The sequence below is a fragment of the Williamsia muralis genome, from assembly GCF_002735905.1.
GTDB lineage: Bacteria > Actinomycetota > Actinomycetes > Mycobacteriales > Mycobacteriaceae > Williamsia > Williamsia muralis_A.
This window is the reverse complement of record NZ_PEBD01000008.1, coordinates 509,055-534,732: the sequence shown is the minus strand read 5'-3', so window position 1 is coordinate 534,732 and position 25,678 is coordinate 509,055. Positions and strand designations below refer to the sequence as shown.

The window sequence follows — 25,678 nt, the reverse complement described above, 5'->3', positions numbered from 1 at the left end:
CCCGGCGCTGGCAATTGCTGCCCACGGGGCGGCTTCAGGCGTTTTTCCTGACTCCGCAGGAATGCTGCTGCTCCTGCTGGTCGGGATCGTCGCGGCCACCCTGTGCCGTCGACTGAACTCCCCGCTCGCTCTGCTCGCGGTGCTGACCGGCGCCCAGATCGGCGGGCACATGCTCCTCTCGGCCACCGCAGACCCGATGGCCCATGCACACGGGTCGCAGACGTTGATGTTGGTGACCCACTTGATCGCGATCCCGGTGTGCGCGCTGCTCATCGCCGGCGGTACCTCGCTGTACGGGGTGATCACGTCGGTCCTGGCCGTCGTGCGCCGCCTCCTGGGCGGCCCCGTTGCCGAAGTCGCGAGTTCGAATCTTCCTCCCTCACCCCATCTACGACCTCTGGTCGAGGTGTTCGCTCCTGGCGGGACAGGGGTTCGGGGTCCACCGGCGAATTGATCTTCGCCCACACCCTTCATCCGCCCGAGCCCGTAGATCGACACGGTCACCCGGGCGGGTCTCACCCATCTCCGTTAGGAAACATCCATGTCTTTGTTCAAGCGACGCTTCCGTCTTCTCGGTGCGTCACTCGCCGCCGTCACGATGGTCGGTGGCCTGAGTTTGCTGGGCGCCGGTTCGGCCTCGGCTCACGTCACCGCGGCCGGTGACGGTCTCACCCAGGGTGGCTACGGCGTCATCACCTTCCGGGTCCCCAACGAGTCGGACACCGCCAGCACGGTCGCGCTGACCGTCGCCCTGCCCAACCTGACCTCCGCCCGTACCGAGCCGTTGCCCGGTTGGACCGCCGAGGTGAAGAAGGACCCGGCCACCGAAGCGGCGACGGAGGTGACCTGGAAGGTCGCCGACGGCAACCCCGGCATCCGTCCCGGCGAGTTCCTCCAGTTCCGGGTGTCCGGTGGGCCCCTGCCGGAGCAGGAGACGGTCACCATGGCCGCAACGCAGACGTACTCCGACGGCGAGGTGGTCCGCTGGGACCAGCCGACCGTCGAGGGTCAGCCCGAGCCCGACAAGCCCGCGCCCACAGTGACGCTCGGCGCACCGACTGCCGACGGTCACGCCGATTCGGCGACTCACGAGGAAGACACCCAGACCGCCTCCGAGAACTCAGCGTCCTCAGACACCGACAGCACCGACGACACCGCCCGCTGGTTGGCCGGTGCCGGAATCTTGCTGGGTGCATTGGGAATCGGCGTCGCGATCGGCGCCCTCGCGCGTAAACGCCAGTGAGGCGAGATTCAGTGAGGCGTCTGACCTTCTCGATCGTCGCGCTGACGATGACCGTTCTGGCGGCTCTGGTCTGGGCACCGACCGCGTCGGCCCATTCGGCGCTGATCGGATCTGATCCGGCCGATGGCGCGCCTCTGGCGGCCGGTCCGGCAGCGGTCACACTCACCTTCAACGAGCCGGTGCAGAAGAACTACGCCGTGCTGAAGGTGGTCGGGCCGGACGAGCATTACTGGCAGGACGGCGAACCGACGGTCACCGGCCGTACGGTCACCATCCCGGTGCGCGAGTTGGGGCCGACCGGCACGTACCTGATCAACTACCGGATCACGTCGGCCGACGGCCATCCGGTGGAAGGTCAGCTCGACTTCGAGCTCACCGTCGCGGGCTCTGGAACTCCGGGCCCTGCGGTGGACGCCGACGATTCGTCGTCATCGGGAATCCCGGTGTGGCCGTTCATCGTGGGCGGCGTCGTGTTGTTCGGTGCCGGGTTGGCGTTTGCACTGCGTCCACAGCGGAAGAAGTAGCGCACAGTGACGACCGCGGGCGCGGCGCGGCGCGAGTGGTTGCTCGTCGCCGTGCCCGCGGTCTGGCTGGGCTTGTTGCTGGCCTGGGCGCTCGCCCGTCCCGCCGGCCCCGAAGCCGAATCGATCGCGGGGGCCGTCGCCTTGCTCGCCGGGATGACCGTTCTCGGGCTGTCCACCGTCAAACTCTTAGGCGGCGACGAGCTCACCCCGCCGGTGCTGCGTCTGGCATCGGTGCTCGCTGCAGTGTGGGCGGTGTCTCTGCTGGTGGGTGCATGGCTGGGTGCCGCCGAACGAACGGGGCTCGCACCGCACGAGGTGGGCATCAACGACTTCTTTCGGGTCAACGGCACCACCGCGGGTCTGATCGCGGCGATGTGCGCGCTGGCGGTCACCTTGTTCTGCGCGGTCTGGATCCGGTATCCGAGTCTGATCGCGCCCGAAGCCGTCGGCGCCCTCGCCGCGTTGGGTCTGTTGATCGGACCCGTCACCGGGCATCTGGGACAGCTGACCGGTGGAGCATTGCTGATCGCCGTGCATGTACTCGCGGCGAGCTGGTGGTGCGGTTCTCTCGCGGCTCTCGCCCTCACCGTCCGCGGCCGAAAGGGCTGGGCAACCGTGCTGCCCGTGTTCTCGCGGTACGCGCAATGGCTGGTCCTGGTATTGATCGTCAGCGGTGTGGTCGCTGCCTTGCTGGAGTTGGATTCGATCAGCGAGGTCTGGTCCACGGGTTACGGCCGGATCCTGCTTGCGAAGTCGGTGGGCATGGTGGCGTTGCTTGCGGTGGCTGCCGACCAACGGCGGCGGTGGCTGCCTTCGGCCCACACCCATCGCAGTTCCGAAAAGGCATCGCTGCGACGCGCGATCGTCGAGGTGCTGTTGATGGCGGTTGTCATCGGACTGGCCGCCGGGCTCGGGACCACCGCACCCAGCTGAGCCGAACCAGCCGGAACCGGGCATGATTGACGACGGCGCAGCCACGTACGCGTGGCGTCGCCTCGTGGCTCGGTGCCAGCCTGGATCAGAACTTCGGGGCCTCGTCGAGACGCGGTGATCAGTCCGTCCGTCTTCGAAGGAGTGAGCCGTATGGCCGACCCGGACTCCCAGCCCGACTCCGATCAGTCGGGCGAGCGCCCCGCCCCGCCGGCCAAGAAGGCGGCTGCGAAAAAGGCTCCGGAGAAAAAGGCCGCCGCGAAGACTGCTGCCAAGAAGACGGCGAAAAAAGCCGCCCCCAAGAAGGACGTTGCGAAGAAGACTGCCGCCAAGAAGGCCCCGGCGAAAAAGGCTGGGCCCGGCAACACTCCACCCACGAAGGCGTCTGCGCCGAGTGGCTCCGACGCCGGCACACCCGATCACGCCAACGCCGAACACGTCGTATCGAAGAAGGCACCCGCCAAGAAGCCTCCGGTACGCAAGGGTCCCGGCAAGCCGGGCAACACGGCTCCACCGAAGTCGACCCCGGCACAGTCGGCAGCTCCCCCGTCTCCCAAGACCGCTCCCGCCCCGGCCGCGACACCGGAACCCACACACCCGAAACCCTCGGCGCCCGCTCCGGACGAGGATCAGCAGGCCCGGTTCACAGCTCTCAAGCGCACGGAACCTCTGCCTCTGCCTGAGCCGGCGACAACAGGCCCGGTTATAAAAATCGGCAGCGCTGTGGTTTTCTTGGCGCTCATCTTCCTGGCCGTCAGGCGACTACGTCGATAGCCCGAGAGACGAAAGCTGTTGTGGTGATGCCGGTTCGCGTTGCCCGACCACACTCGCCGCGATCTTGGCGCCGATGACCTCGGCCTGAGCGATCAGTTCACGTCGAACGGCCGGGTCGTCGGAATCTGCGTCGTAGAGGAATTCGAGCGATGACGCCTCGATGCGCGAGTAGTCCGCGATCCCATGGATCATCTGCAGCGTCATCGCCTTCTTGTATCCGTGGCGCTGATGAGTCCCTTCATCTATTCCGCCGATAGCCACCAGATGCAGGCCTTTGATGGCGCTCGGGGCGTCGGCGACTCGATCGTCATAGGCGAAGCCGCGTGTGAAGACGCGGTCGATCCAGCCCTTGGCGAGTGCAGGCAGCGACCACCAATAGACCGGGAAAACCAACACCACCGCTGCGGCAGAGCGCAACATCTGCTGTTGCTCCGCGACGTCCACGGGGACCCCGGCGAGCCCCCGGAAGTGTGCGAGATCGTCGTTGTTGAAGGCGGGGTCGAATCCCGACGCCGCCAGGTCGTACGTTGTGGCAGTGAGGTTTTCGGCCGCGATGCTCTCTTTCATCGCTCGGGCCACATTCCAGGTGACCGATTGGGTGTCGGGGTGGACAACCACCAGGATGACATCGGGGTGCTGATCTGCGTTGCTCATACCGGCGACGGTAAACTATGACATCAGTGTCAAAGTCAAGGTCCATCTCGAGAAGAGGCATCGATGCGCATCAGCGACTTGAGTGACATCACCGGCGCCAGTTCCCGCATGCTCCGGCACTACGAGAAGGCAGGCCTGCTGACGCCGACGCGTGATCCGAACGGCTATCGGCGGTACCAGAAAGAGGACGTGCAGACCGTCGAGGACATCCGCTGCCTGTTGGCGTCAGGACTGTCGTTGTCGGAGTCCGCTTTCATCCTTCGCGTCGCGTGCGCCGACCCCGACGAAGCGACAGACGAGGAACGCCGTGAAGCGCTACGGCAACTCGACGAGCGCGAAAATCAGCTGGCCGACGCGATGCGTCGTCTTCGGACACAAAGAGCCGGAATCTCCGAGCTACGAACGCATGTGCGCGATGCCATGAACGCTTCGACGGCGCCGGATCAGCTTTCCGGATTGTCCAGCGCACGAAGATAACGCTTCGTCACCAGGCGTTGACCGAGTCTCCCGAGCGGTCCGCCCGCCCTGGCGAGAACCGAGTGTGGGCGTGAGAAGGCCGCGACCACCAGCACCACACTGTCGTCGGCTCGGTGCTCGATGCAGAACAACTCCTCACCTGCTTCTGGGTGGCCAGGCAAGGTGCCGTAGGCGAAACCGCAGCGACCGGGCTCGTCGAGCACGTACACAACTCGCACCGGCGCCTTCAGCCTGGCCGCACCCACGCCGAGCCCGACCAGCCCGACGCTTCCTTCGCTGACTCTTGCATCCGGACTGGTCACCGTCAGGCCGGCGCCGAGCTGCACCTGCCAACTCAGAACAGCGTCACCGAGTTCACGGAACACCGTAGCGCCCGACCCCACGACCCTCTCTCGTCGTAGGTGGTGGTAACCGGACGGCATACCGGTCTCGGTCGCGCCGACCTCCGCGTAGGTGAACTCCGCCGCCCGCAAACGGCCCGCCGTGTCCGAATTCATCGGCCGGACAGATGGTTTGCTCATCTGCGGAGCCTACCCACCCGGATTTGCCCGCGGGCTGCTTCGCGACCTCGTCGGCGCTGTTCACACCCCGAGACGACCGCGTCACGCGGCAGCACGTCGACGCACCCAGACCGCAACGAAATGGAGCGCGATACCCACCGCAAGAAGGAGGCCGCCATACATCCAGACCTCACCGCTCTGCTGGGTCAGCAGCAGCACGCACGAGGCGACACCTAGAATCGGAATGACTGTCGGAACCCGAAAGTGTTTGTGTTGCACAGGATCCCGACGAAGCACCAACACAGCGATATTCGTGGAGATGAACACGAACAACAGCAGAAGCACCACCGTCTCGGCCAATGTCGACAGGTCGCCGGTGAGTGTGAGCAGCATGGCCACCAACGTCGTCGCCACGATCGCCGCCCACGGGGTGCGCCGCTTGGGCAGCACCTTCCCCAGTGCGCTCGGCAGAAGCCTGTGTTCGGCCATACCGAAGGTGAGACGACTGGCCATGATCATCGTGAGCAGAGCGCCGTTGGCCACGGCCACCAGTGCGATCAGGCTGAAGACCCAGTCGGGGATGCCGACACCGGACTCCCCGACAACGGCCAGCAGCGGTCCCGACGACTCGGACAAGGTGCTCGCGGGGAGGGCGATCGAGCTGGCGAGTCCCACCAGCACATAAACGAGCCCAGCAGTCGCCAACGACCCGAAGAGGGCCAAGGGATACACACGACTGGGATTGCGGATCTCTTCGGCAACATTGGCCGAGGTCTCGAATCCGACAAACGAGTAGTACGCGATGATGGCACCGCTGAGGATGGCCATCGCGGGGGTTGAGCCGTCCGGGAACTCGGTCACCCGGGACACGTCACCTCTACCTTCACCGAGCATCACCCCCACCACTGCGATGACGATGACCAGTCCACTGACCTCGATGATCGTCATGACCACGTTGCTCTTCACCGACTCACTGATGCCGCGTGCGTTCAAGCAGGCCACCAGTGCCAGGAACACCAGCGCGGCCGGTACGGTCGGCACATCGATGAAGGTCTTGAGGTATTCGCCGGAGAAGGCCAGCGCCAGTCCGGCTGCGCTCGTGACTCCTGCAGCCAGCATGCAGAAACCTACGAGGAACGAGACGATCGGTTGCTTGAAGGCCCGCTCGGCGAAGATCGCTGCGCCGCCGGCCTGCGGATATTTGGTGACCAATTCGGCATAGGAGCCGGCGGTGAGCAGGGCCAGTAGAAGGGCGACGATCAGCGGCGCCCAGAGTGCACCACCCACCTCTTCGGACAGCACTCCCATCAGGGCGTAGATACCGGCTCCGAGCACGTCACCCAAGATGAACAAGAACAGCAGCGGGCCGGTAATCTTCCGCTTCAGTTTGGATGCGGGCTCATCGCCTGTTGCCTGTGTTCCCGTTTCGGCATCAGCCGTCATTCGCATCTCCTGGTGTAGCCGAGAATGTGCCGGCCCACGTCGCTCGAAGGCCAGCTGTTTCCACAACGTTTGTTCCAGGTAGACATAGCCTGCGAGCGACGATCGAAAACCTCCGGCACACCACAGGGGTGCTGACGAGCGCTCCCGCCGGATCCTCAGCGTCCGTGGACGGTCACGCCGAGCCGACGACGAAGTCGCGCAATGTCATCGGCGGCCGGCCAGTGATGGTCTCCACACTGTCGGTCACCGTTGCCAGTTCACCCGCCGCAATCGCGGTGTAAGTGGACACCCAAGCATCCAATTGCCAGTCCGGCGCCCCATACGATTTGCGTGACTCGTAGGCTTCATCGATCGTCTCGTTGTGGAATGTGACTGTGCGACCACTGGTTTCGGAGAGAATCCGCGCCACCTCGTCGAAGGTGAGTGATTCGCGACCGGTGAGGTCGTACGTCTCACCCCGGTGTGATGCCGGATCGGAGAGAACCTCGATCGCCACTCGCGCGACGTCGGCACGCGCCACTGCACCCACCGCGCCGTCGCCGGCCGGGCCACGGATCACGCCGTCGGTGCCGGCGAGGCTCGGCAAGAAGTCGATGTAGAAGCTGTCGCGCAAGAACGTGAATTGCACACCTGATGCACGGATGTGCTCCTCCGTTGCCCAATGATCGCGCGCGAGAGTGAAAGTCGCGTCGGGTGCCGCATTCAGGAACGACGTGTAGACGATGTGTTGCACACCTGCCCGGACAGCCGCATCGACGAACGTGCGATGTTGGTCCAACCGGTCTGCGCTCTCCGAGGCCGACACCATGAACAATGTGTCGACGTCCGCGAGTGCGGCGACCGCGGCCTCGTGGTCGCCGTAGCTCGTCTCCGCGACCGCTGCCCCGGGCAACACCGGCGCGCGCCCGCGCGAACGCACCACCAACCGGAGAGGTGCCCCGGCCCCCGACAGGGCACGCGCAACGGAACCACCGACATTGCCGCTGGCTCCCGTGACCGCGATGGATGGGTGTTGGGTCACCGGGCTCTCCCGTCGTCGTGGACTCGCAGCGCGAGAGCGTGCTTTTGCTCGCGGCACGTTGTCCTCGATGATGGCACTGCGAACGCCTTCGAACGATGGGACCCCGCAGCATGACAACAGCACAAGCCTTCGCAACCGCCAGTGTCTTCATCTGGCTGGGGATGGTCCTGGCCATCTCCTTCCTGGAAGCTCCACTGAAGTTCCGCGCTCCCGGGGTGGATCTGAAGACGGGACTGGGCATCGGTCGGCTGGTGTTCCGGGCGCTGAACACAGTCGAGGCGGTCCTTGCGGTTGTATTGGCGATCGCGATGGTGCTCGGCGACGTCCCGTACCGAGTGCTGATTCCATGCCTGTGTGCGATCGCCATCCTCGCGTTCCAGGTCATCGTGGTCCGGCCGCCACTCACCCGTCGGTCGGATCGGGTGATCGCCGGCGAGCAAGCGCCGAGGTCGCACGCACATCACGTGTACATCGGCGCCGAAGTGCTCAAGGTGGCCGCGCTCGTCGCTGCCGGGATCCTGCTGCTGTCCCAGAGTTGGTATGTGACGGGATAGTTTTGACACCGACCGCCGGCAGGGAGGAATCGTGGACGAGAACGTGATCGAATCGCTGATCCGGTGGACGGATTCAGGTGCGGTATGGCGCGTGACGTCCCGGACCGCCTCTGCCGTGACGATCTCGATGTGCACCTGCGCCGGTGGGGAAGAAGTACAGCGCCTGCAATCGGACGATCCTGCGGTCCTCGACTGGCTGGGCGGCAGAACGAGCAACGAGGTGGACGATGCCTGAGCGTCGCGACCGCGACCCCGACGGCCGCGCACGGCAGGCAAGGCCTCGCGACGAGCTGGGCCGGCCGCTGCCGTACGGCGCCGAAGGTGTCGAACCGGTCTCCGAGGAGCCGTTACCACCCGCCGAAACCATCGCGCTGGCACGTCAACTCATTGACGCCGGACGTCCGTTCGCAGCCCACGAGGTGTTCGAGGTCCGCTGGAAGACATGCCCGCCCGACGAACGGGAACTCTGGCAGGGGTTGGCCCAGATCTGCGTCGGTCTGACGCATCATCTGCGCGGGAACCCCAGGGGCGCTGAACGTCTCGTCGAACGCGGCGCCGGTCGGCTCCTGCGTTACAGCCTGGTCGACGCGACGCCGTACGGCCTCGATCTGGACGCCATCATCGCGTGTGCAGAACTACAGGTCCAGGACACGCGGTAAGTGATGCCGGCCGCGCGGAAAACGCGGCCGGCACCGTCGGTCAGCGACCGGGCAAGAACTTCAGCGACTTCACGAACGCCGGGACGGTCCGCAGGAACAGGCCCTGCGGCACGCCCTTGATGCCACCCAGACCGATCACCCGCTGCTCGGCAATCGTCTGGGGCTCGGTGTATTTGAGAAGCCCTTCGGCGCCGTGACGGCGGCCTACGCCCGACTTGCCCATACCGCCCATCGGAGCCGCAGTGGAACCCCATGCCGCCGCGTAGCCCTCGTTCAAGTTGACCGTGCCGGCGCGCAATTCGGCGGCAATCTTGCGGCCTTCTTCCGATGACCCGGCGAAAACGCTTGCGTTGAGGCCGTATTCGGTGTTGTTGGCCTCTTCGATGGCCTCGTCCACGGACTCCACCGGATAGATGGCGACAACCGGTCCGAAAGTCTCGCCGGCAAACGACTCCATCCCGTCGGCAACCCCGGACAGAACGGTCGGCTCGAAGAAGAAGGGACCGAGTTCGGGGCGGCGGTGTCCGCCGGCGAGAACCACGGCGCCCTTGGACTTGGCGTCTTCGACGTGCCGTTCGGCGGTGTCGACCTGGTCCGCCGAGGCCAACGACCCCATCTCCGTGGAGAAGTCGTAGGACTTGCCCACCTTCATCGCCGACACCCGCTGAGCGAACTTGGCGGAGAACTCATCGGCGATCGGCTTCTCGACGTAGATCCGTTCGATCGAGATGCAGAGTTGTCCCGAGTTCGAGAAGCAGGCGCGCACTGCACCTTCGACAGCATTGTCGATGTCGGCGGTCTTGGTGATGATCATCGGGTTCTTGCCACCGAGTTCGGCCGAGAAACCGATGAGGCGACGGCCGGCCTGCTCGGCGAGTTGCGCGCCGGTTTCCGAAGACCCGGTGAACATGAGGTAGTCGGCCTGCGCCAAGATCTCTTGTCCCACAACAGAACCCGGTCCGGGCACCACGGCGAACAGATCCTTCGGCAGGCCTGCCTGGTAGAGCAACTCGACCACGGCGAGGGCGCAATACGGCGTCTGGCTGTCGGGCTTGAGCACCACCGCATTACCGGCCATCAGTGCAGCGACCCCGTCCGAGGCAGCCAGGGTCATCGGGTAGTTCCACGGCGAGATCACGCCGACGACACCCTTGGGCTGGTATCGAACGCGGGCGTCGGTGGCCAGCGGCAACATCCCCTTCACCTTGCTCGCCGCCAGCAGCCGGGGGCCGGTTTTGGCGTAGTGCCGGGCGGTCATCGCAACGTCCAGCACTTCCTCCTGGGCGTAGGCGCGCGCTTTGCCGGTCTCGGCCTGCGCCATGTCGGCCAGCGCATCCCTGTTCTTGAGCACCAGGGCCGCGAAATCGATCAGGATCTTGGCCCGGTCACGCGGCCAGAGTTTCGCCCACTCGACCTGTGCGGCGCGCGCCCGCTCGAACGCGGCCCGCACGTCGTCGGCGGTACCGACCGGGATGGTCGCCATTTCCTCGCCCGTGAACGCCTCGAGAACCGGCCGGGTGGAACGGGCGTCCGGGTCGTCGATGGCGATGAGCCCCCGCAAACGGTCGAATGTGGCTGTGTCTGGCTTGCCCATGATCAATGTCTCCTATTCGGCCGCGACGAGCACGATGCCGTCGTCGTCGCTGTATGCCAGGTCGCCGGGGTTGAAGGTGAGACCACCGAGTTCAACGGGGACGTCACGCTCCCCGGCTCCGGTCTTGGTGGACTTGCGCGGGTTTGTCCCGAGAGCCTTGATGCCGATGTCGATGCCTGCGAGCAGCTTCGAGTCTCGGACCGCACCGTGCACGATGATCCCGCTCCAGCCGTTGGACCGCCCGAGTTCGGCGATCACGTCGCCGACAAGGGCGGTGTGCACTGATCCGGCGCCGTCGACGACGAGCACCCCGCCGTTGCCGGGTTCGCCGAGCACCTGCTTGAGCAGGGCGTTGTCCTGGAGGCACCGAACCGTGGTGACCCGGCCGACGAACTCCCTGCGCTTTCCGAACTGCGTGAACTGGAGGTCGCAGCTGCGTACCTCCTCGCCGATCTCGTCCACGAGGTCGGCGGTGGCGACGAAGGTGATCTCACTCATGCACCTCAGCCTAACGACTCGTACCTACCGACCGGTAACCACCGCTGACCGGCCAGCATCCGAGTCGGTCGAACGTGGCCGTGGGTGTCAGTCCGGGACCACACCGTCGCCTGGTCCGCCGACCACGGCCTCGGTGCCGCCGATCTCCACGACGTCGCCGGTGATCAATTGCCGGCCGCGCCGCGTCTCGGTCTCCCCGTTGACGCTGACCATTCCGTCCGCGATGACCTCTTTAGCCTCGGCCCCGGATTCGATGAGATTTGCCAGCTTAAGGAATTGGCCCAGTCGGATGGAATTGTCTCGGATCGGAACTGTTTCTCGGCTCACCGTTCAATCCTCCCATCCGAGAGATAACGTTACTGCGGACCAGCTGCGGAAAGGCAACACCTGTGAGCGTCGATTCACCCGAAACCACGGACGACTCAATCGATGTGAGCAGGGAGGCAACTCCTGCGCCCCGACGGCCGACCCGGCTGGTCCCGCCTGCGGGATGGTTCAAGAACGCGCCTCGGTACGTCAGCTGGGTGGCCGGCGTGCTCGCCGCCATCTCGCTGCTCAGCAGCATCTCCCTGCAATTCCGGCGCCTCACCGAGGTGCCCCGCGACTACGTCGACAATTATCTGATCTCTGCACCCGACACCAGCTTCGCCTGGGCGTTCGTCTTGGCACTGCTCGCTTTTGCACTCGCATCCCGCAAGCGGATCGCGTGGTGGATCACGGTGGCGTACGTCGCCGTCTATGCGATCGGAAATGCGCTCTACCTATTCGAGCCGTTGTCGTCGGAAAACGGCGTGAACACCGTGGTGCGGATCAATATCTGCATCGGCGTCGTCCTGCACGTGTTTGCCCTGATCTATTTGATCGCGAGTTATCGACAGTTTTATACGCGTGTGCGGCGCGGCGCCCTCTGGCGCGCCGCCGGCGTGCTCGTGGCCGGCCTGGTCATCGGTTCGCTGATCGGCTGGGGCCTCGTCGAGATCTTCCCTCACACCCTCACCGCCTCCCAGCGGCTGCCGTACGCGATCAATCATGTGGTGACGTTCGGGTCCGTCGACCTGTCGACCGACTTCGACGAGCACCATTCCTATGCACCCGTCGAGACGTTCCTGGGTCTGCTCGGCGCCCTGGCGCTCATCGCCGCGGCGTTGATCCTGTTCCGTTCACAGCGGTCGAACAACTCGATGACCGCCACCGACGAGCGGTTGCTGCGCCTGCTCATCGATGGGTTCAGCGGCGACGACTCACTGGCGTATTTCTCCACCCGCCACGACAAGGCAGTTGTCTTCGCTCCCAACGGCATGGCCGCAATCACCTACCGGGTGGAGGTCGGCACGGCGATGGCCGGCGGAGACCCCGTGGGCGACAAGCGCTACTGGCCCGACGCGATCGCGGAGTTCCTCAAGATCTGCGACCGGTACGGCTGGCATCCGGGCGCGATCGGCGTGAGCGCCACGGGCGCGGAAGCGTGGGACGCTGCCGGGTTCACCACACTGAACATCGGCGACGAGGCGATCGTCCACACCCGCGGTTACAACCTCAACGGACCGGAGATGAAGGCCGTCCGGCAGTCGGTGGCCCGCACCAAGCGCGCGGGCATCACCGTGCGCATCGCCCGTCACGAGGATCTGTCGCCCGAACAGATGGCCGCGGTGATCGCGCGCGCCGACGAATGGCGTGACACCGACGAAGAACGCGGCTTCTCGATGGCTCTGGGGCGTCTGGGTGACCCTGCGGACGGTCGGTCCATCCTCGTGGAGGCAGTGCGGGACGCGGGCACCGCGAACGAGAAGGTCGTCGGCATGCTCTCGTTTGTCCCCTGGGGTCAGACCGGCGCATCGCTCGATGTGATGCGCCGCGACCGGGATTCGATCAACGGGCTGGTCGAGACGATGGTGACCGAGTTCGCCGAGAACGCCGAGGCCTTTGGCATCCTCGACATCTCGATGAACTTCGCAGCCTTCCGCGTGGTCTTCGAAGAAGGCGGCCAGATCGGTGCCGGCCCGATCATGCGCGCGATGTACGGCGCTCTCACTTTCGCGTCGAAGTTCGTGCAGATGGAATCGCTGTACAAGTCGAACGCCAAGTACCACCCCGAGTGGGTTCCCCGGTTCCTGTGTTTCGAGGACGGCCGTACGATCCCGCGAGTCGGCCTGGCCGCGGTGGTCAACGAAGGATTCGTGAAGCTGCCGAAGTTCGGGCAGGGCAACGACTTCACCGGCGATGCCTCGTCGGTGCCGCCCGGTGTCGACATCGACGCGATCGCCGCGGAGATCGCCAGCGAAGAAAAGGCCGAGCATCGCGGACCGCGGCGTCCCGAGCAGGTCCGCGTCCGTCTGGCCAAACTGGAGCAGCTGACCGCGGCCGGCGTCGACCCCTATCCGCCTGCCTATCCGCCCACCCACACCATCGCGCAGGCCGTAAGCGCGCCTGAAGGGACCACCGCCCGGGTGGCAGGCCGCGTCATCCGCATGCGTGACTTCGGCAAGGTCGTGTTCTGCGATGTGCGCGACTGGAGCGGGGACGTGCAGGTACTCGTGGATGCGAGCGCACTGAAGCCGGAAGCCCTCGACCTGGCAGGCACCGTCGACCTCGGCGACCTCATCGAGGTCAGCGGAGTGGTGGGGAGAAGCCGCAAGGGCGAGTTGTCGCTGCTGGCCAAGGACTGGCGGATGCTCGGAAAGTGTCTGCACCCGTTGCCTGACAAGTGGAGTGGGCTCACCGACCCCGAGGCACGAGTGCGTCAGCGATACGTGGACCTGACCATCAACCCCCGAGCGCGCGAACTGATGCGAGTGCACAGCGCCATCGTGAAGTCGATGCGCGACTACCTCTCCGGCCGCGACTACCTCGAGGTGGAGACGCCGATCCTTCAGCAGATCCACGGCGGCGCGAACGCGGCGCCGTTCCGCACACACATCAATGCCTACGACCTCGATCTGTATCTGCGGATCGCTCCCGAGCTGTACCTCAAACGGCTGTGCGTCGGTGGCATGGAGCGCGTGTTCGAGATGGGCCGCAACTTCCGCAACGAAGGTGTGGACTTCAAGCACAACCCGGAGTTCACCAGCCTGGAAGCGTATGAGGCGCACAGCGACTACGACCGCATGCTGCACCTCACCCGCGAGATGATCCAAAACGCCGCGGTCGCCGCACACGGCGAGCAAGTGGTCTACATCGAGGGCAAGGACGGGGAGATCGAAAAGGTCGACATCTCCGGTGAGTGGCCGGTGAAGACACTGCACGGCGCAGTGTCGGAGGCGGTCGGCGAAGAGGTCACCCCGTACTCGGAGGCGGAGTACCTCAAGGAACTGTGCGACAAGCACGAGATCCCCTACCGCAACGACTGGGATGCCGGTCAGGTCGCGTTGGAGATGTACGAGCACCTGGTGGAAGACCTGACCACGTTCCCGACGTTCTACAAGGACTTCCCGACGTCGGTGTCACCGCTGACGCGTCAGCACCGCACCATCCCCGGTGTCACCGAACGCTGGGACCTGGTCGCGTGGGGTGTCGAATTGGGTACGGCCTACACCGAATTGACCGACCCGGTGGAGCAGCGCCGTAGGCTCACCGAACAGTCCTTGCTCGCCGCGGGCGGCGACCCCGAGGCGATGGAACTCGACGAGGACTTCCTGCAGGCCCTCGAACACGGCATGTTCCCCACCGGCGGGCTCGGCATCGGGGTGGACCGCATCGTCATGTTGCTCACCGGACAGTCGATCCGGGAGACGCTCGCGTTCCCACTCGCCAAGCCGAAGTGACCGCTCTGAAGGTTGACGCTTGAACTGGTACATGACCCACGTGGTCGAGACAGGCCGGTCTGCGGCCGTGTTCGCCCTGGTCGGTTTCATCGTGACCTACGGCATCACGCGTTGGATCACCCGATCCATCCGAGCTCGGAGTGAGAACACGCCGGACGATGCAGAGGCAGCACCTGGCGGACCGGTCAACGACATCTACATCGGTGGAGTGCACATCCACCACCAGGTGTGGGGCATCTTGCTGATCCTCACCGCCGGGCTGCTCGAGTTCCGGTTCCAGCCCGACCCGCCGTGGCGCGAGGTGCTGGCCGCCGCGTTCGGGATCGGCGCCGCCCTCGCGCTCGACGAGTTCGCGCTGTGGCTGCATCTGGAAGACGTGTACTGGTCCGAAGAGGGGCGCAAGTCGATCGACGCGGTGATGATCGCGACGGTGTTCGGAGTGGCGATGCTGGTCGGCACCACTCCTCTCGGCGGAATCGACGAGGGCAATCCGTCCAGCACCAGCGTGGCCATCACGGCGTTGATCGTGCTGGTGCACGTCGCCTACTCGGTCGTCTGCCTGCTCAAGGGCAAGCTTGCAACAGGCCTGATCGGGCTACCGGTGCCCCTCCTCGGACTGGTGGGCGCGCTGCGGCTGGCTCATCCGACCTCGTACTGGGCGCGCAGGTTCTACTCTGAACGCAAGCTCGAGCGCGCCGAGCGCCGGTTCGAGCTCTACGTCGGTCGTCGTGACCGGATGCGGGATCTCGTCGGCGGTCGCGAACAGCGGACGCCCTGACCGCTGCAGCCGGCTCCGCGCGGTGCTCGGAGAACGAGGTGACCCATGTGTCGCTGGCTCGGCTACTTCGGGAACCCGATCAACCCCAAAGAGCTTCTCTACGATCCCGAACATTCCCTCATCGAACAGAGTCGCCTTGCTGCGCCCGATGTTCCCACCGCAAACGCCGACGGTCACGGACTGGGCTGGTACAGCGAGGCGGGCCGAGCGACGCTGTTCCGTAGCGCCGCCCCCGCGTGGGGTGACGAAAACCTTCGCGAGCTGTCGGCGACGGTGCGATCGTCGTTGTTCGTCGCACACGTGCGGGCGGCCACCGGTACCCCAGTGCAACAAACGAATTGCCATCCATTTCGGTATGGACGGTGGATGTTCGTGCACAACGGCTTCATCGCCGATTTCCAACGTCTCCGACGCGACCTCATCCTCGCCGTGCAACCGGACCTGTTCGAGAGCATCGGAGGATCGACGGATTCGGAGGTGATGTTCTACCTCGCGCTGACCTTCGGGCTGGAGGACGATCCACTCGGCGGTCTGGAGCGGATGGCCGGCCACATCGAAGCACTGGCGGCGTCGCAGGGCATATCCGAGCCTGTTCAGATGACCATCGGGCTCACCGACGGTGAACGGCTCTACGCGGTGCGCTACGCGAGCGGCCCGGTGGTCAACACGTTGTACGTCAGCGGCGACGTCGAGTCGGTCCGCAAGCTGTATCCGGAGAACGAACGTCTTGCGCACTTCTCCGACGAAGCCCGCGTGGTGGTGTCCGAGCCGCTGGTCGCGCTCCCCGGGCTGTGGCACGAGGTGCCACCATCCAGCGCTCTCATCGTGCAGAAGGGCCCGGACGAACAACGACCGTTTCGACCGCAACCACCCACCTGACCAGTTTTCGCCGGCCATGCCGAGTGGTGAGCACGGCATAGAATGGCTCGATGCAGCTGCAGCCGCCCGGCGCCTTCTTCACCATCTGCGGCCTGCGCACTCATGTGGTCGTCGAGGGCCAGGGTCCACCACTGCTTCTCCTGGCCGCACTTGGCGGCAACTGGTTCGACTTCGACCACCTGGCCGAACTGCTCCGCGACCGGTGGACGGTGATCCGATACGACCGGCCCGGCTATGGCTTGTCCGATCCACTCCCTCCCGGCCAGATCCCGTCGATCGACGACGAGAACCGACGGATAGACGAACTGCTGGACGCGGTCGGGGTCACCGAACCCGTTGTGGTCGCGGGGCATTCACTGGCATCGCTCTACGCGGAGGGATTCGCTCGCGGCAGGCCGGAGCGGGTGGCCGCAGTCATCATGCTCGACGGGTCGTATGTGATGCTGCCGCTGCAATTGGTGCCGCCCGGCCTCAGCAACCGGTTGGCGCACCTGGCCGCACACCTCATCAAGGCGCTGCAGCTTCCCCGTTCGGCCGGCATCCGCGGCCATGCGATCGCGACGTCGCCCGGGCCACCGGGTGGTTACACGGCAGAGCAGCGCCACTGGATCGGGGAGGTGCTGGGCGGAAACCGTTATCCGCGAGCACTTCTCGTCGAGCAGGCCGCGTTCGGCGTTCTCAACTCACAACTGGTGGCCATGCGACGGACGATGCCTCTCACGGCGCCGACTCTGGTTGTCTCCGCCCTGCCCGGGCGGCGCACACCGGTCCGATTGTTCTGGAACTGGAAGCAGGCCCGGTACGCCCGATTCCTCGGCGCCGGATACACGCCGGTCATTCCGGCGCGCCACTTCTTCATCGTCCAGCAGCCCGATGTCGCTGCCAGGTTGATCGAAGATTTTGCCGCGAGGGCGACTGCCGATCGATAGACCGCAGTCGGAAAAGTCAGAGGTTGAAGTTCCGCAGCTCGGCGACCGTCACCAGTCGTTCGCCCTCTTCAGGCAGCATCCGAGCGAGTCGTCGATGCGCGATCAGCCCATCCGAACCGAAGATGTGCGGGTGTCGTCCGAGTAGTGGGGTGCGGCGGCTGTTGTGCGACTTCGCCAGTTTCACGACTGATCACGTCCTGTTTAGTGCAGCGGATAACTTTCTGGGTACCGCGATCGTCCAGAGCCGAAACCCTTGGACATCCGTACCTTCGCGTTGTGCGTCGTGACGGCCCGCCGCGTCGTTACCTCTGCACAGGCCTCACCAGGGGTGTTGCTGCCACATTGTGGTGAACGTCACGCTACGCGCAGGGATGTCCGGATTCGGGTTGCCACGCGGGCGAGTCACACCTTCCCCAGGGGTAACACGGCGGGCGGGCAGGGTTCGCCAAACCCTCCGACTCCAGTGAGTTCCTCCGGTTGCAGCAACGGGAGGAAGTGGTCGAAACCGGAGTCAGTACGCCGGGCGCGCCAAACCCTCCGACTGCAACCGCAAGAAGTGCCCGAAACCGGAGGAAGTACGCCGGGCGCGCAAACCCCCCGACTCCAGTCAGACGCTCCGGTTGCAACGGGAAGGAACGCGCGCGCCGACGCAGACCCTCCGACTCCAGCGAGTTCCTCCGGTTGCAACGGGAGGAAGTGGTCGAACCGGAGGAAGTACGCCGGGCGCGGCCGCCCCCCCGACACCAGTCAGACGCTCCGGCTGCAACGGGAGGAAGTACGCCACCCCCGGCAAACCCTCCGACTCCAGTCAGTTCCTCCGACTGCAACGGGAGGACGTGCCCGAAACCGGAGGAAGTATGCCGCGCGCGCAAACCCTCCGACTCCGTCAGACGCTCCGGCTGCAACGGGAGGAAGTACGCCACCCCCGGCAAACCCTCCGACTCCAGTCAGTTCCTCCGACTGCAACGGGAGGAAGTGGTCGAAACCGGAGGAAGTATGCCGGGCGCCGACGCAAACCCTCCGACTCCAGCCAAACCCTCCGGTTGCAACCGCAGGAACTGGCCGAAACCGGAGGAAGTACGTCAGGCCAGGCCGGCCAGGTAGTTCTGGGCCCACTGCAGTGCGGTGACGCCTGGCTGCACCTGGAAGTTGCCGTAGTTGGTGTGCGAGCCCGATTCGATGAAGCGGTTGAACGCGATGATCTGCGAACGGGCCTTCTCGTTGCTGAGTTCGTTCAGTACGGCACCGGGTCCACCGCGGGTGACCAGCTCGCTGAAGATTGCAACGGCCTCGGCCTGGTACTGGGCGAACATGTCAGGGTTCGGGTTGCTGGTCTCGGCCAGATACCCGACCACGCGGGAGACGTAGTAGTCCCGGGGGATGTTGCAGTACTGGTCGCCCGGGTCGCAGATGGTGAAGGTGCGGTTCTTGACCCATCCGAACCCGCCCTGACGTGGTCCGCCGTTGCCCTCACCCGACAACTCCGGTCCGATGAGCGCATCCTGCTTCGAGCGACGCGGGTCGGAGATCAGCACAGCGCCGGCGAACTTGGCGGGGGCGATGGCTCCCCGGCCGGTCCCGATGTCGGCGGCGAGGTCGCCGGCTGCGTCAGCGCCCTGGCTGTAGCCGATCAAGGCGACCTTCGTACCGGGGCACCGTTTGGTCATCGTGATGGCCAGGCCTTCGGCGTTGGCCACGGCCTGCGCCTTCGACTCGCCGTAGATGGCCCCGCCGTTCTCCCAGGGAAAGGCGGTGGCGTTGTACCCGACCAGCTGGGTCTGGGTTTCGGCGCCGAGGCCGGTCGTGGGGTAGGCCAGCATTCCGCGGATCTGGGCGTCGGCCGACTTCTCCCAGGTTCCGGGAATGGCCAACACGTAGAGCTCCGGACAGCCCGCGGGAACAGCCGATGCGGTGGGTGCCGACACTGCACTCAATGCCCCGGCCGTCACCACAGCTGCTGCCAATACACTCGTCATCGAGCGCATGCGGCGCCCACGCTGTCGTCGCCGACCGAGAACAGTGCCCACCCGCATGAACTTTTCCTCCCGAGCAAGAACTGCTGATCACAGCCCGATACCAATCAGAACACAGGTGTGTTCCGATTCATCTTGACAGGTCGGGAGCGATCCCGCACCTTCAGCGCTGCGGTGCCAGGGTGGGAACGATGGGTGCGGGGAGCAGGGTGGCGCCGGTGAGGAACTTGTCCGCAGCGGCAGCCGCGGACCGTCCTTCGGCGATCGCCCACACGATCAACGACTGACCGCGACCGGCATCGCCGGCCACGAACACGCCGGGGACCGTCGACTGAAAGTTGTCGTCGCGCTTGACGTTTCCGCGTTCGTTGTACTCCACGCCGAGCTTGTCGAGAAAGTCCTCGCGCTCGGGTCCGACGAAGCCCATGGCCAGCAGAACGAGGTCGGCCTCGAGCTCGAAGTCACTGCCTTCGACTTTCTCGAAACGGCCGGCGTTCATCACGACTTCGTGCGCGCGCAAACCGGTGACCTTGCCGTTTTCACCGATGAACTGCTCAGTGTTCACGGAGAATACGCGTTCGCCGCCCTCTTCATGGGCCGAGGACACCCGGTACATCAGGGGATACGTGGGCCACGGGGTGGAGTCGGCGCGCTCGTCCGGCGGGCGCGGCATGATCTCGAACTGGTGGACGATCTCGGCGCCCTGCCGCAGCGACGTACCGAGGCAGTCCGCGCCGGTGTCACCACCACCAATGATGATCACCTTCTTGCCCTTGGCGTTGATCGGCGGCATGCCGTCGGAGTCGACGACATCGTCGCCCTCTTGAACCCGGTTGGCCCACGGAAGGAACTCCATCGCCTGATGGATGCCCTCGAGTTCACGGCCCGGGATCGGCAGGTCGCGGCCCTTGGTGGAGCCGTTGCACAGCACCACCGCATCGAAGTCGGCCTGAAGTTGTTCGACGGTCACGTCAACACCGACGTTGACACCCGCACGGAACTGGGTGCCCTCGGCGGCCATCTGGTCCAGACGGCGGTCGATGTGGTGCTTCTCCATCTTGAACTCGGGGATGCCGTAGCGGAGCAGACCACCGATCCGATCGGCCCGCTCGAATACGGTGACGTCGTGGCCGGCGCGCGTGAGCTGCTGCGCCGCAGCGAGACCCGCAGGCCCTGACCCGACGATCGCCACCGACTTGCCGGTCTTCTCGGTCGGCAGTACCGGCCTGACCCAGCCTTCATCGAAGGCGTTGTCGATGATCTCGACCTCGACCTGCTTGATGGTGACGGCAGGCTGGTTGATGCCCAGCACGCACGACGCCTCACAGGGGGCCGGGCACAACCGACCGGTGAACTCCGGGAAGTTGTTGGTGGCGTGCAGACGGTCGATGCCGTCTGCCCAACGGTCCTTGTACACGAGGTCGTTCCACTCGGGAATCAGGTTTCCGAGAGGACAACCGTTGTGACAGAACGGGATCCCGCAGTCCATGCATCGGCTGGCCTGGACGCGAAGCTTGTCGCGATCGAAGTCCTCGTAGACCTCTTTCCAGTCCATGAGTCGCAGCGGGACCGGCCGTCGTTGCGGCAGTTCACGTTCGGGGTGCTTGAGAAAGCCCTTCTGGTCAGCCACGAGCGGCCTCCATCACTGCTTCGTCCACGTTGCGCCCGTCCTTCTCGGCTGAGGCGATAGCGAGCAGGACTCGCTTGTAATCGCGCGGCATCACCTTCACGAATCGGCCGACGTTGCCCTCCCAGTCTTCGAGGATACGAGCGGCCACCGGCGAACCGGTTTCGTTGCGGTGCTTGTTCACGATGCCTTCCAGGAACTCGAGGTCTTCGTCCTCGAGCGGCTCCGGTTGCACCAGTTCGGTGTTGAGATTGCTCTCCAGTACGCCGTCGGGGTCGTAGACATACGCGATGCCACCGGACATACCGGCGGCGAAGTTGCGGCCGGTCGGTCCGAGCACGATCACGCGTCCACCTGTCATGTACTCGCAGCCGTGGTCGCCCACGCCTTCGACAACAGCGGTGACGCCCGAGTTGCGGACGCAGAAACGCTCGCCCACCACACCCCGGAGCAGGATCTCACCGGAGGTGGCACCGAAGCCGATGACGTTGCCGGCGATGATGTTCTCTTCGGCGACAAAGCCTTCCGGGGCGTTGTCCGCCGGGGCGATGACGATTCGGCCACCCGAGAGGCCCTTGCCCACGAAGTCGTTGGCATCGCCCTTGAGCCGCAGCGTCACACCCTTGGGCACAAACGCACCGAAGCTGTTTCCGGCGGAGCCGTGGAAATCGATGATGACCGTGCCGTCGGGCAAGCCGTTGGCGCCGTACGCCTTGGTGATCTCGTGCCCGAGCATGGTGCCCACGGTGCGGTTCACGTTGGCGATCTCAGAGGTGAACGACACGCGCTCACCCGAATCGATGGCCGCCCGAGCCTGGGTGATCAGCTGTTGGTCGAGCGCCTTGTCCAGCGAATGGTCCTGGCTGCCAGAGCAATACAGGTCCTGATTCATGAACGGCGAATCGGTCTGGGTGAGGATCGCCGACAGGTCGAGCTTTCCTGCCTTGGCCGACTTCCAGTGCTGCAGGGCCTTTGTGGTGTCGAGCATCTGCACCTGGCCGACGGCTTCCTGCAGGGTGCGGAAGCCGAGGCGGGCCAGCAGTTCGCGCACTTCTTCGGCGATGTACATGAAGAAGTTCTCGACGAACTCGGGCTTGCCGGTGAAACGCTCACGCAGCACCGGGTTCTGGGTGGCGACGCCCACCGGACAGGTGTCGAGATGGCAGACGCGCATCATGATGCAACCCGAAACCACCAGCGGCGCAGTCGCGAATCCGAACTCCTCGCCACCGAGCAGTGCGGCCACGACCACATCGCGGCCGGTCTTGAGCTGGCCGTCGACCTGGACCACGATGCGGTCACGAAGGCCGTTGAGCAGCAGCGTCTGCTGGGTCTCGGCCAGACCGAGTTCCCACGGACCGCCGGCGTGCTTGACCGAGGTGAGCGGCGTCGCACCGGTACCACCATCGTGACCGGAGATCAGCACCACGTCCGCGTGCGCCTTCGAGACGCCCGCCGCGACGGTGCCGACACCCACTTCCGACACAAGTTTCACGTGAATCCTTGCGGACGGATTCGCGTTCTTCAGGTCGTGGATCAGCTGGGCGAGATCCTCGATCGAATAGATGTCGTGGTGGGGCGGCGGCGAGATGAGGCCGACGCCGGGTGTGGAGCCGCGCACCTCGGCGACCCACGGGTACACCTTGTGCGGCGGGAGCTGTCCACCTTCACCGGGCTTGGCGCCCTGCGCCATCTTGATCTGGATGTCGGTGCAGTTGGTGAGGTAGTGCGCGGTCACGCCGAAACGCCCCGATGCCACCTGCTTGATGGCACTACGCCGCCAGTCGCCGTTCTCGTCAGGCTCGAAACGGCTCGGATTCTCGCCGCCCTCACCGGAGTTCGAGCGACCACCCAGTCGGTTCATCGCGATCGCGAGGGTCTCGTGGGCCTCGGCCGAGATGGAGCCGAAGCTCATCGCGCCGGTCGAGAACCGCTTGACGATCTCGCTGGCCGGCTCGACCTTGTCGATGGGGATCGGGTCGCGGTCGTCGAAGTTGAACTCGAACAACCCGCGCAGCGACGCCATCTTCTTCGACTGGTCGTCGATCAGCTTGGTGTATTCCTTGAACACCGAGTACTGCCCGGTGCGGGTGGAATGCTGCAGCTTGAATACCGTGTCGGGGTTGAACAGGTGGTACTCGCCCTCGCGGCGCCACTGGTATTCGCCTCCGACCTCGAGCTCGCGGTGTGCGCGCTCCTCGGGCCGGTGATTGAACGCCAGTTGATGGCGTGCGGTGACGTCGGCAGCGATGTCGTCGAGGCCGATACCACCGAGGTGCGACCGCAGACCGGTGAAGTACTCGTCGACGGTGTCCTGATTGATGCCGATGACCTGGAACAGCTGCGCACCGGTGTAGGACGCCAGCGTCGAGATGCCCATCTTCGACATCACCTTGAGAACGCCCTTGCCGGCGGCCTTGATGTAGTTCTTGCGCGCGGTCTCGTAGTCGAGGTCGCCCAGGGCGCCACGCACCGACATGTCCTCGATGGTCTCGAAGGCCATGTAAGGGTTGATCGCCGCGGCACCGAAGCCCACGAGCGCGGCCATGTGGTGCACCTCTCGGGCGTCACCGGCCTCCACCAGCAGGCCGACCTGGGTGCGGGTCTTCTCCCGCACCAGGTGGTGGTGCACCGCGGAGACCAGCAGCAGCGACGGGATGGGTGCCAGGGTCTCGTCCGACTCGCGGTCGGACAGGACAACCAGTCGGACGCCGTCCGCGATGGCCTCGGACACCTGGGTACGCACGGTGTCGAGCGCCTTGCGCAGGCCGTCGCCGCCCTCGGCGACCGGGTAGAGACCGCGGATCTGCACACTGCGGTAGTCGGCGTACTGCTCGTTGTCACCGAGGTGCACGAGCTTGGCGAGGTCGTCGTTGTCCAGGATCGGCTGGGGCAGCACGATCTGGCGGCACGACTCGGGCCCGGGGTTCAGCAGGTCGGCCTCACGGCCGATGCTCACGCCGATGCTGGTGACCACCTCTTCACGGATGGCGTCCAGCGGCGGGTTGGTGACCTGCGCGAACATCTGCTGGAAGTAGTCGAACAGCATGCGTGGGCGTTGCGAGAGCACCGCGAGCGGGGTGTCGGTACCCATCGAACCGATGGGCTCGGCACCTGTTGTGGCCATTGGCGAGACCAGCAGGTCGACTTCTTCGGTGGTGTACCCGAAGACCTGCTGGCGCAGCCGGACCCGGTCGTGCGGCATATGGGTGTGCGGCCGTCCGGGCAGCTTGTCAAGGTGCAGCATGCCCTCGTCCAGCCACTGCTGGTACGGGTGTTCGGCGGCGAGCTCGTCCTTGATCTCCGCGTCGTCGACGATGCGGCCGGCTGCGGTGTTCACCAAGAACATCCGGCCCGGCTGCAGACGCAACTTCTGCACCACGTCGGAATGGTCGATGTCGAGGACACCCACCTCCGACGCCATCACGACGAGTCCGTCCTTGGTGACCCAGATACGGCTGGGGCGCAGGCCGTTACGGTCGAGCACCGCGCCGATCACGGTGCCGTCGGTGAAGCACACCGACGCCGGTCCGTCCCAGGCCTCCATCAACGTGGAGTGGTACTCGTAGAACGCCCGGTGTTCGGGTTTCATCGACTCGTGGCGTTCCCACGCCTCGGGGATCATCATCAGGACCGCGTGCGGAAGGCTGCGGCCACCGAGGTGCAGGAGCTCGAGCACTTCGTCGAAACGCGCCGTGTCCGAGGCGCCTTGGGTGACAACCGGGAAGATCTTCTCCGCGGTGCCCTCGCCGAACACGCTGGTGTCGATGAGCGCCTCGCGCGCCCGCATCCAGTTCTCGTTGCCGGTGGCGGTGTTGATCTCGCCGTTGTGGGCGACGCGTCGGAACGGGTGGGCCAGCGGCCAACTCGGGAAGGTGTTGGTGGAGAAGCGGGAGTGCACCAGTCCGAGCGCGCTTTCGACCCGGTCGTCCTGCAGGTCGACGTAGAAGCCGCGCAGCTGCGGGGTGGTGAGCATGCCCTTGTAGACGAAGGTGCGGCCGGAAAGGCTGGGGAAGTACACCGTTTCGCGTCCGGGGCCATCCTGGCCCGCGCCCTTGTTGCCCAGCTCGGTCTCGACCCGTTTGCGCACCACGAAGGAACGCCGTTCGAGGTCTTCGCCGCTGCTGTCGCCGGCGATGAAGATCTGCCGGAACGTCGGCATCGCATCACGGGCCAGGGCACCGAGCGAACTCTCGTCGGTGGGCACGTCACGCCAGCCGAGAACCGTGAGACCTTCGGCCTCCACGATCTTCTCGACACCGTCGACAGCCGTCTTGGCGTCGCCGGAACCCTGCGGGAGAAACGCGATACCGGTGGCGTAGGAGCCTTCCGGTGGCAGCTCGAAATCGACCACGGCACGGAAGAACTTGTCCGGTACCTGGATCATGATTCCGGCACCGTCACCGGTGTTCGGCTCGGCCCCTGCTGCACCTCGGTGTTCGAGGTTCACCAGGGCCGCGATGGCCTTGTCGACGATGTCGCGACTGCGTCGTCCATGCATGTCGACAACAAAGGCAACGCCGCAGGAGTCGTGCTCGTTCTGCGGGTCATAGAGCCCTATCGGGCCGGGAGCGTGCTTCATACTTTTCGCCCTTAACATCGCGTTCGCCGTGCGAGCGCACCGTTTCAGCTGTAGGTTACGGCGCACGGGTTGTGGCAGCCCTTGTCAGGACGACCGCACCGCGCTCACCTGCGCATACAGCGCAGCTGAGCAGCATTTCCGTGCACCGAGGCCAGCGCCATTGCTGACCGCGGATCGTGTTTGCCCACCGCATGGAGGATCACTCCTGCTTCAGGCATCAGATCATTTTCTCACGCCACCCGCGCCGTATTGAAATCGCGAGTGTGCCACGACTTCGA

24 protein-coding genes are annotated in these 25,678 nt (G+C 65.3%); 13 read left to right on the top strand and 11 right to left on the bottom strand.

Annotated features, from left to right (window positions below; all coding sequences use genetic code 11):
• Positions 1-61: 61 nt before the first annotated feature.
• The 5 genes from CSW57_RS11545 to CSW57_RS24465 all read left to right on the top strand — a co-directional run bounded on the left by CSW57_RS11545 (position 62) and on the right by CSW57_RS24465 (position 3,471).
• On the top strand, positions 62-454 hold the full coding sequence (locus CSW57_RS11545) for a hypothetical protein (protein ID WP_099382888.1): 393 nt from the start codon (positions 62-64) through the stop codon (positions 452-454).
• A gap of 87 nt (positions 455-541) precedes the next feature.
• Positions 542-1,243, top strand: a complete 702-nt coding sequence (locus CSW57_RS11540; RefSeq protein WP_099382887.1) for a YcnI family copper-binding membrane protein — start codon at positions 542-544, stop codon at positions 1,241-1,243.
• An 11-nt stretch (positions 1,244-1,254) separates the two neighbouring features.
• The gene (locus CSW57_RS11535) at positions 1,255-1,767 is read left to right on the top strand and encodes a copper resistance CopC family protein (protein WP_370623941.1); all 513 of its coding nucleotides are present in this window, start codon (positions 1,255-1,257) and stop codon (positions 1,765-1,767) included.
• Positions 1,768-1,773: 6 nt separating this feature from the next.
• Positions 1,774-2,700 carry a copper resistance D family protein gene (locus CSW57_RS11530; protein WP_099382886.1) on the top strand — a complete coding sequence of 309 codons (927 nt, stop codon included), beginning with the start codon at positions 1,774-1,776 and terminating at the stop codon, positions 2,698-2,700.
• A gap of 150 nt (positions 2,701-2,850) precedes the next feature.
• Positions 2,851-3,471 carry a hypothetical protein gene (locus CSW57_RS24465; RefSeq protein WP_189339218.1) on the top strand — a complete coding sequence of 207 codons (621 nt, stop codon included), beginning with the start codon at positions 2,851-2,853 and terminating at the stop codon, positions 3,469-3,471.
• On the opposite strand, the gene CSW57_RS11520 is transcribed toward CSW57_RS24465, so the two are convergent.
• On the bottom strand, positions 3,460-4,125 hold the full coding sequence (locus tag CSW57_RS11520; protein WP_099382885.1) for an NAD(P)H-dependent oxidoreductase: 666 nt from the start codon (positions 4,123-4,125) through the stop codon (positions 3,460-3,462). The genes CSW57_RS24465 and CSW57_RS11520 overlap by 12 nt on opposite strands.
• Positions 4,126-4,188: 63 nt before the next feature.
• Between CSW57_RS11520 and CSW57_RS11515 the strand changes: the two genes are divergently transcribed.
• Positions 4,189-4,602: a MerR family transcriptional regulator gene (locus CSW57_RS11515; RefSeq protein ID WP_099382884.1), complete on the top strand. Its 414-nt coding sequence runs from the start codon at positions 4,189-4,191 to the stop codon at positions 4,600-4,602.
• On the opposite strand, the gene CSW57_RS11510 is transcribed toward CSW57_RS11515, so the two are convergent.
• The 3 genes from CSW57_RS11510 to CSW57_RS11500 form a co-directional block, all read right to left on the bottom strand.
• Positions 4,569-5,123, bottom strand: coding sequence for a DUF1990 family protein (locus CSW57_RS11510; RefSeq protein WP_223249199.1), 555 nt, complete (start codon positions 5,121-5,123; stop codon positions 4,569-4,571). The two genes, CSW57_RS11515 and CSW57_RS11510, sit on opposite strands and share 34 nt — an antisense overlap.
• Before the next feature lie 81 nt (positions 5,124-5,204).
• Positions 5,205-6,545, bottom strand: a complete 1,341-nt coding sequence (locus tag CSW57_RS11505) for an APC family permease (RefSeq protein WP_099382882.1) — start codon at positions 6,543-6,545, stop codon at positions 5,205-5,207.
• 172 nt (positions 6,546-6,717) lie between these two features.
• Positions 6,718-7,566 carry an SDR family oxidoreductase gene (locus tag CSW57_RS11500; RefSeq protein ID WP_099382881.1) on the bottom strand — a complete coding sequence of 283 codons (849 nt, stop codon included), beginning with the start codon at positions 7,564-7,566 and terminating at the stop codon, positions 6,718-6,720.
• 110 nt (positions 7,567-7,676) lie between these two features.
• Between CSW57_RS11500 and CSW57_RS11495 the strand changes: the two genes are divergently transcribed.
• From CSW57_RS11495 to CSW57_RS11485, 3 genes are read left to right on the top strand one after another with little or no spacing between them, the layout of a single operon-like run.
• Entirely contained in the window at positions 7,677-8,120 is a 444-nt protein-coding gene (locus tag CSW57_RS11495) for a hypothetical protein (RefSeq protein ID WP_099382880.1), read from the top strand.
• 31 nt (positions 8,121-8,151) lie between these two features.
• Complete coding sequence (locus tag CSW57_RS11490) at positions 8,152-8,355, top strand: hypothetical protein (protein WP_099382879.1); 204 nt, start codon at positions 8,152-8,154, stop codon at positions 8,353-8,355.
• Positions 8,348-8,779, top strand: coding sequence for a DUF309 domain-containing protein (locus CSW57_RS11485; RefSeq protein ID WP_099382878.1), 432 nt, complete (start codon positions 8,348-8,350; stop codon positions 8,777-8,779). Before CSW57_RS11490 ends, CSW57_RS11485 begins: the two co-directional genes overlap by 8 nt.
• Before the next feature lie 40 nt (positions 8,780-8,819).
• On the opposite strand, the gene CSW57_RS11480 is transcribed toward CSW57_RS11485, so the two are convergent.
• The 3 genes from CSW57_RS11480 to CSW57_RS11470 all read right to left on the bottom strand — a co-directional run bounded on the left by CSW57_RS11480 (position 8,820) and on the right by CSW57_RS11470 (position 11,198).
• Positions 8,820-10,373, bottom strand: a complete 1,554-nt coding sequence (locus CSW57_RS11480; RefSeq protein ID WP_099382877.1) for a succinic semialdehyde dehydrogenase — start codon at positions 10,371-10,373, stop codon at positions 8,820-8,822.
• Positions 10,374-10,385: 12 nt separating this feature from the next.
• On the bottom strand, positions 10,386-10,871 hold the full coding sequence (gene rraA, locus CSW57_RS11475; protein WP_062794641.1) for a ribonuclease E activity regulator RraA: 486 nt from the start codon (positions 10,869-10,871) through the stop codon (positions 10,386-10,388).
• 87 nt (positions 10,872-10,958) lie between these two features.
• Entirely contained in the window at positions 10,959-11,198 is a 240-nt protein-coding gene (locus tag CSW57_RS11470; protein ID WP_099382876.1) for an RNA-binding S4 domain-containing protein, read from the bottom strand.
• A gap of 62 nt (positions 11,199-11,260) precedes the next feature.
• On the opposite strand from CSW57_RS11470, the gene lysX reads away from it, so the two are divergent.
• From lysX to CSW57_RS11450, 4 genes are read left to right on the top strand one after another with little or no spacing between them, the layout of a single operon-like run.
• Positions 11,261-14,632 (top strand): bifunctional lysylphosphatidylglycerol synthetase/lysine--tRNA ligase LysX, encoded by a 3,372-nt coding sequence (gene lysX / locus CSW57_RS11465; RefSeq protein ID WP_370623940.1) that lies wholly within the window; start codon positions 11,261-11,263, stop codon positions 14,630-14,632.
• A 19-nt stretch (positions 14,633-14,651) separates the two neighbouring features.
• Positions 14,652-15,410, top strand: a complete 759-nt coding sequence (locus tag CSW57_RS11460) for a hypothetical protein (RefSeq protein ID WP_223249198.1) — start codon at positions 14,652-14,654, stop codon at positions 15,408-15,410.
• Between the two features lie 45 nt (positions 15,411-15,455).
• Positions 15,456-16,289, top strand: coding sequence for a class II glutamine amidotransferase (locus CSW57_RS11455; protein ID WP_099382873.1), 834 nt, complete (start codon positions 15,456-15,458; stop codon positions 16,287-16,289).
• Positions 16,290-16,339: 50 nt separating this feature from the next.
• Entirely contained in the window at positions 16,340-17,218 is an 879-nt protein-coding gene (locus CSW57_RS11450; RefSeq protein WP_099382872.1) for an alpha/beta fold hydrolase, read from the top strand.
• Positions 17,219-17,234: 16 nt separating this feature from the next.
• On the opposite strand, the gene CSW57_RS24460 is transcribed toward CSW57_RS11450, so the two are convergent.
• The 4 genes from CSW57_RS24460 to gltB all read right to left on the bottom strand — a co-directional run bounded on the left by CSW57_RS24460 (position 17,235) and on the right by gltB (position 25,400).
• Positions 17,235-17,402, bottom strand: coding sequence for a hypothetical protein (locus CSW57_RS24460; RefSeq protein ID WP_189339217.1), 168 nt, complete (start codon positions 17,400-17,402; stop codon positions 17,235-17,237).
• An 898-nt stretch (positions 17,403-18,300) separates the two neighbouring features.
• The gene (locus CSW57_RS11445) at positions 18,301-19,203 is read right to left on the bottom strand and encodes a cutinase family protein (RefSeq protein WP_099382871.1); all 903 of its coding nucleotides are present in this window, start codon (positions 19,201-19,203) and stop codon (positions 18,301-18,303) included.
• A gap of 151 nt (positions 19,204-19,354) precedes the next feature.
• Complete coding sequence (locus CSW57_RS11440) at positions 19,355-20,821, bottom strand: glutamate synthase subunit beta (protein WP_099382870.1); 1,467 nt, start codon at positions 20,819-20,821, stop codon at positions 19,355-19,357.
• A complete protein-coding gene (gltB, locus tag CSW57_RS11435) occupies positions 20,814-25,400 on the bottom strand; it encodes a glutamate synthase large subunit (protein ID WP_099382869.1) in 4,587 nt (1,528 codons plus the stop codon). The genes CSW57_RS11440 and gltB overlap by 8 nt, the downstream gene beginning before the upstream one ends.
• Between the last annotated feature and the right edge of the window lie 278 nt (positions 25,401-25,678).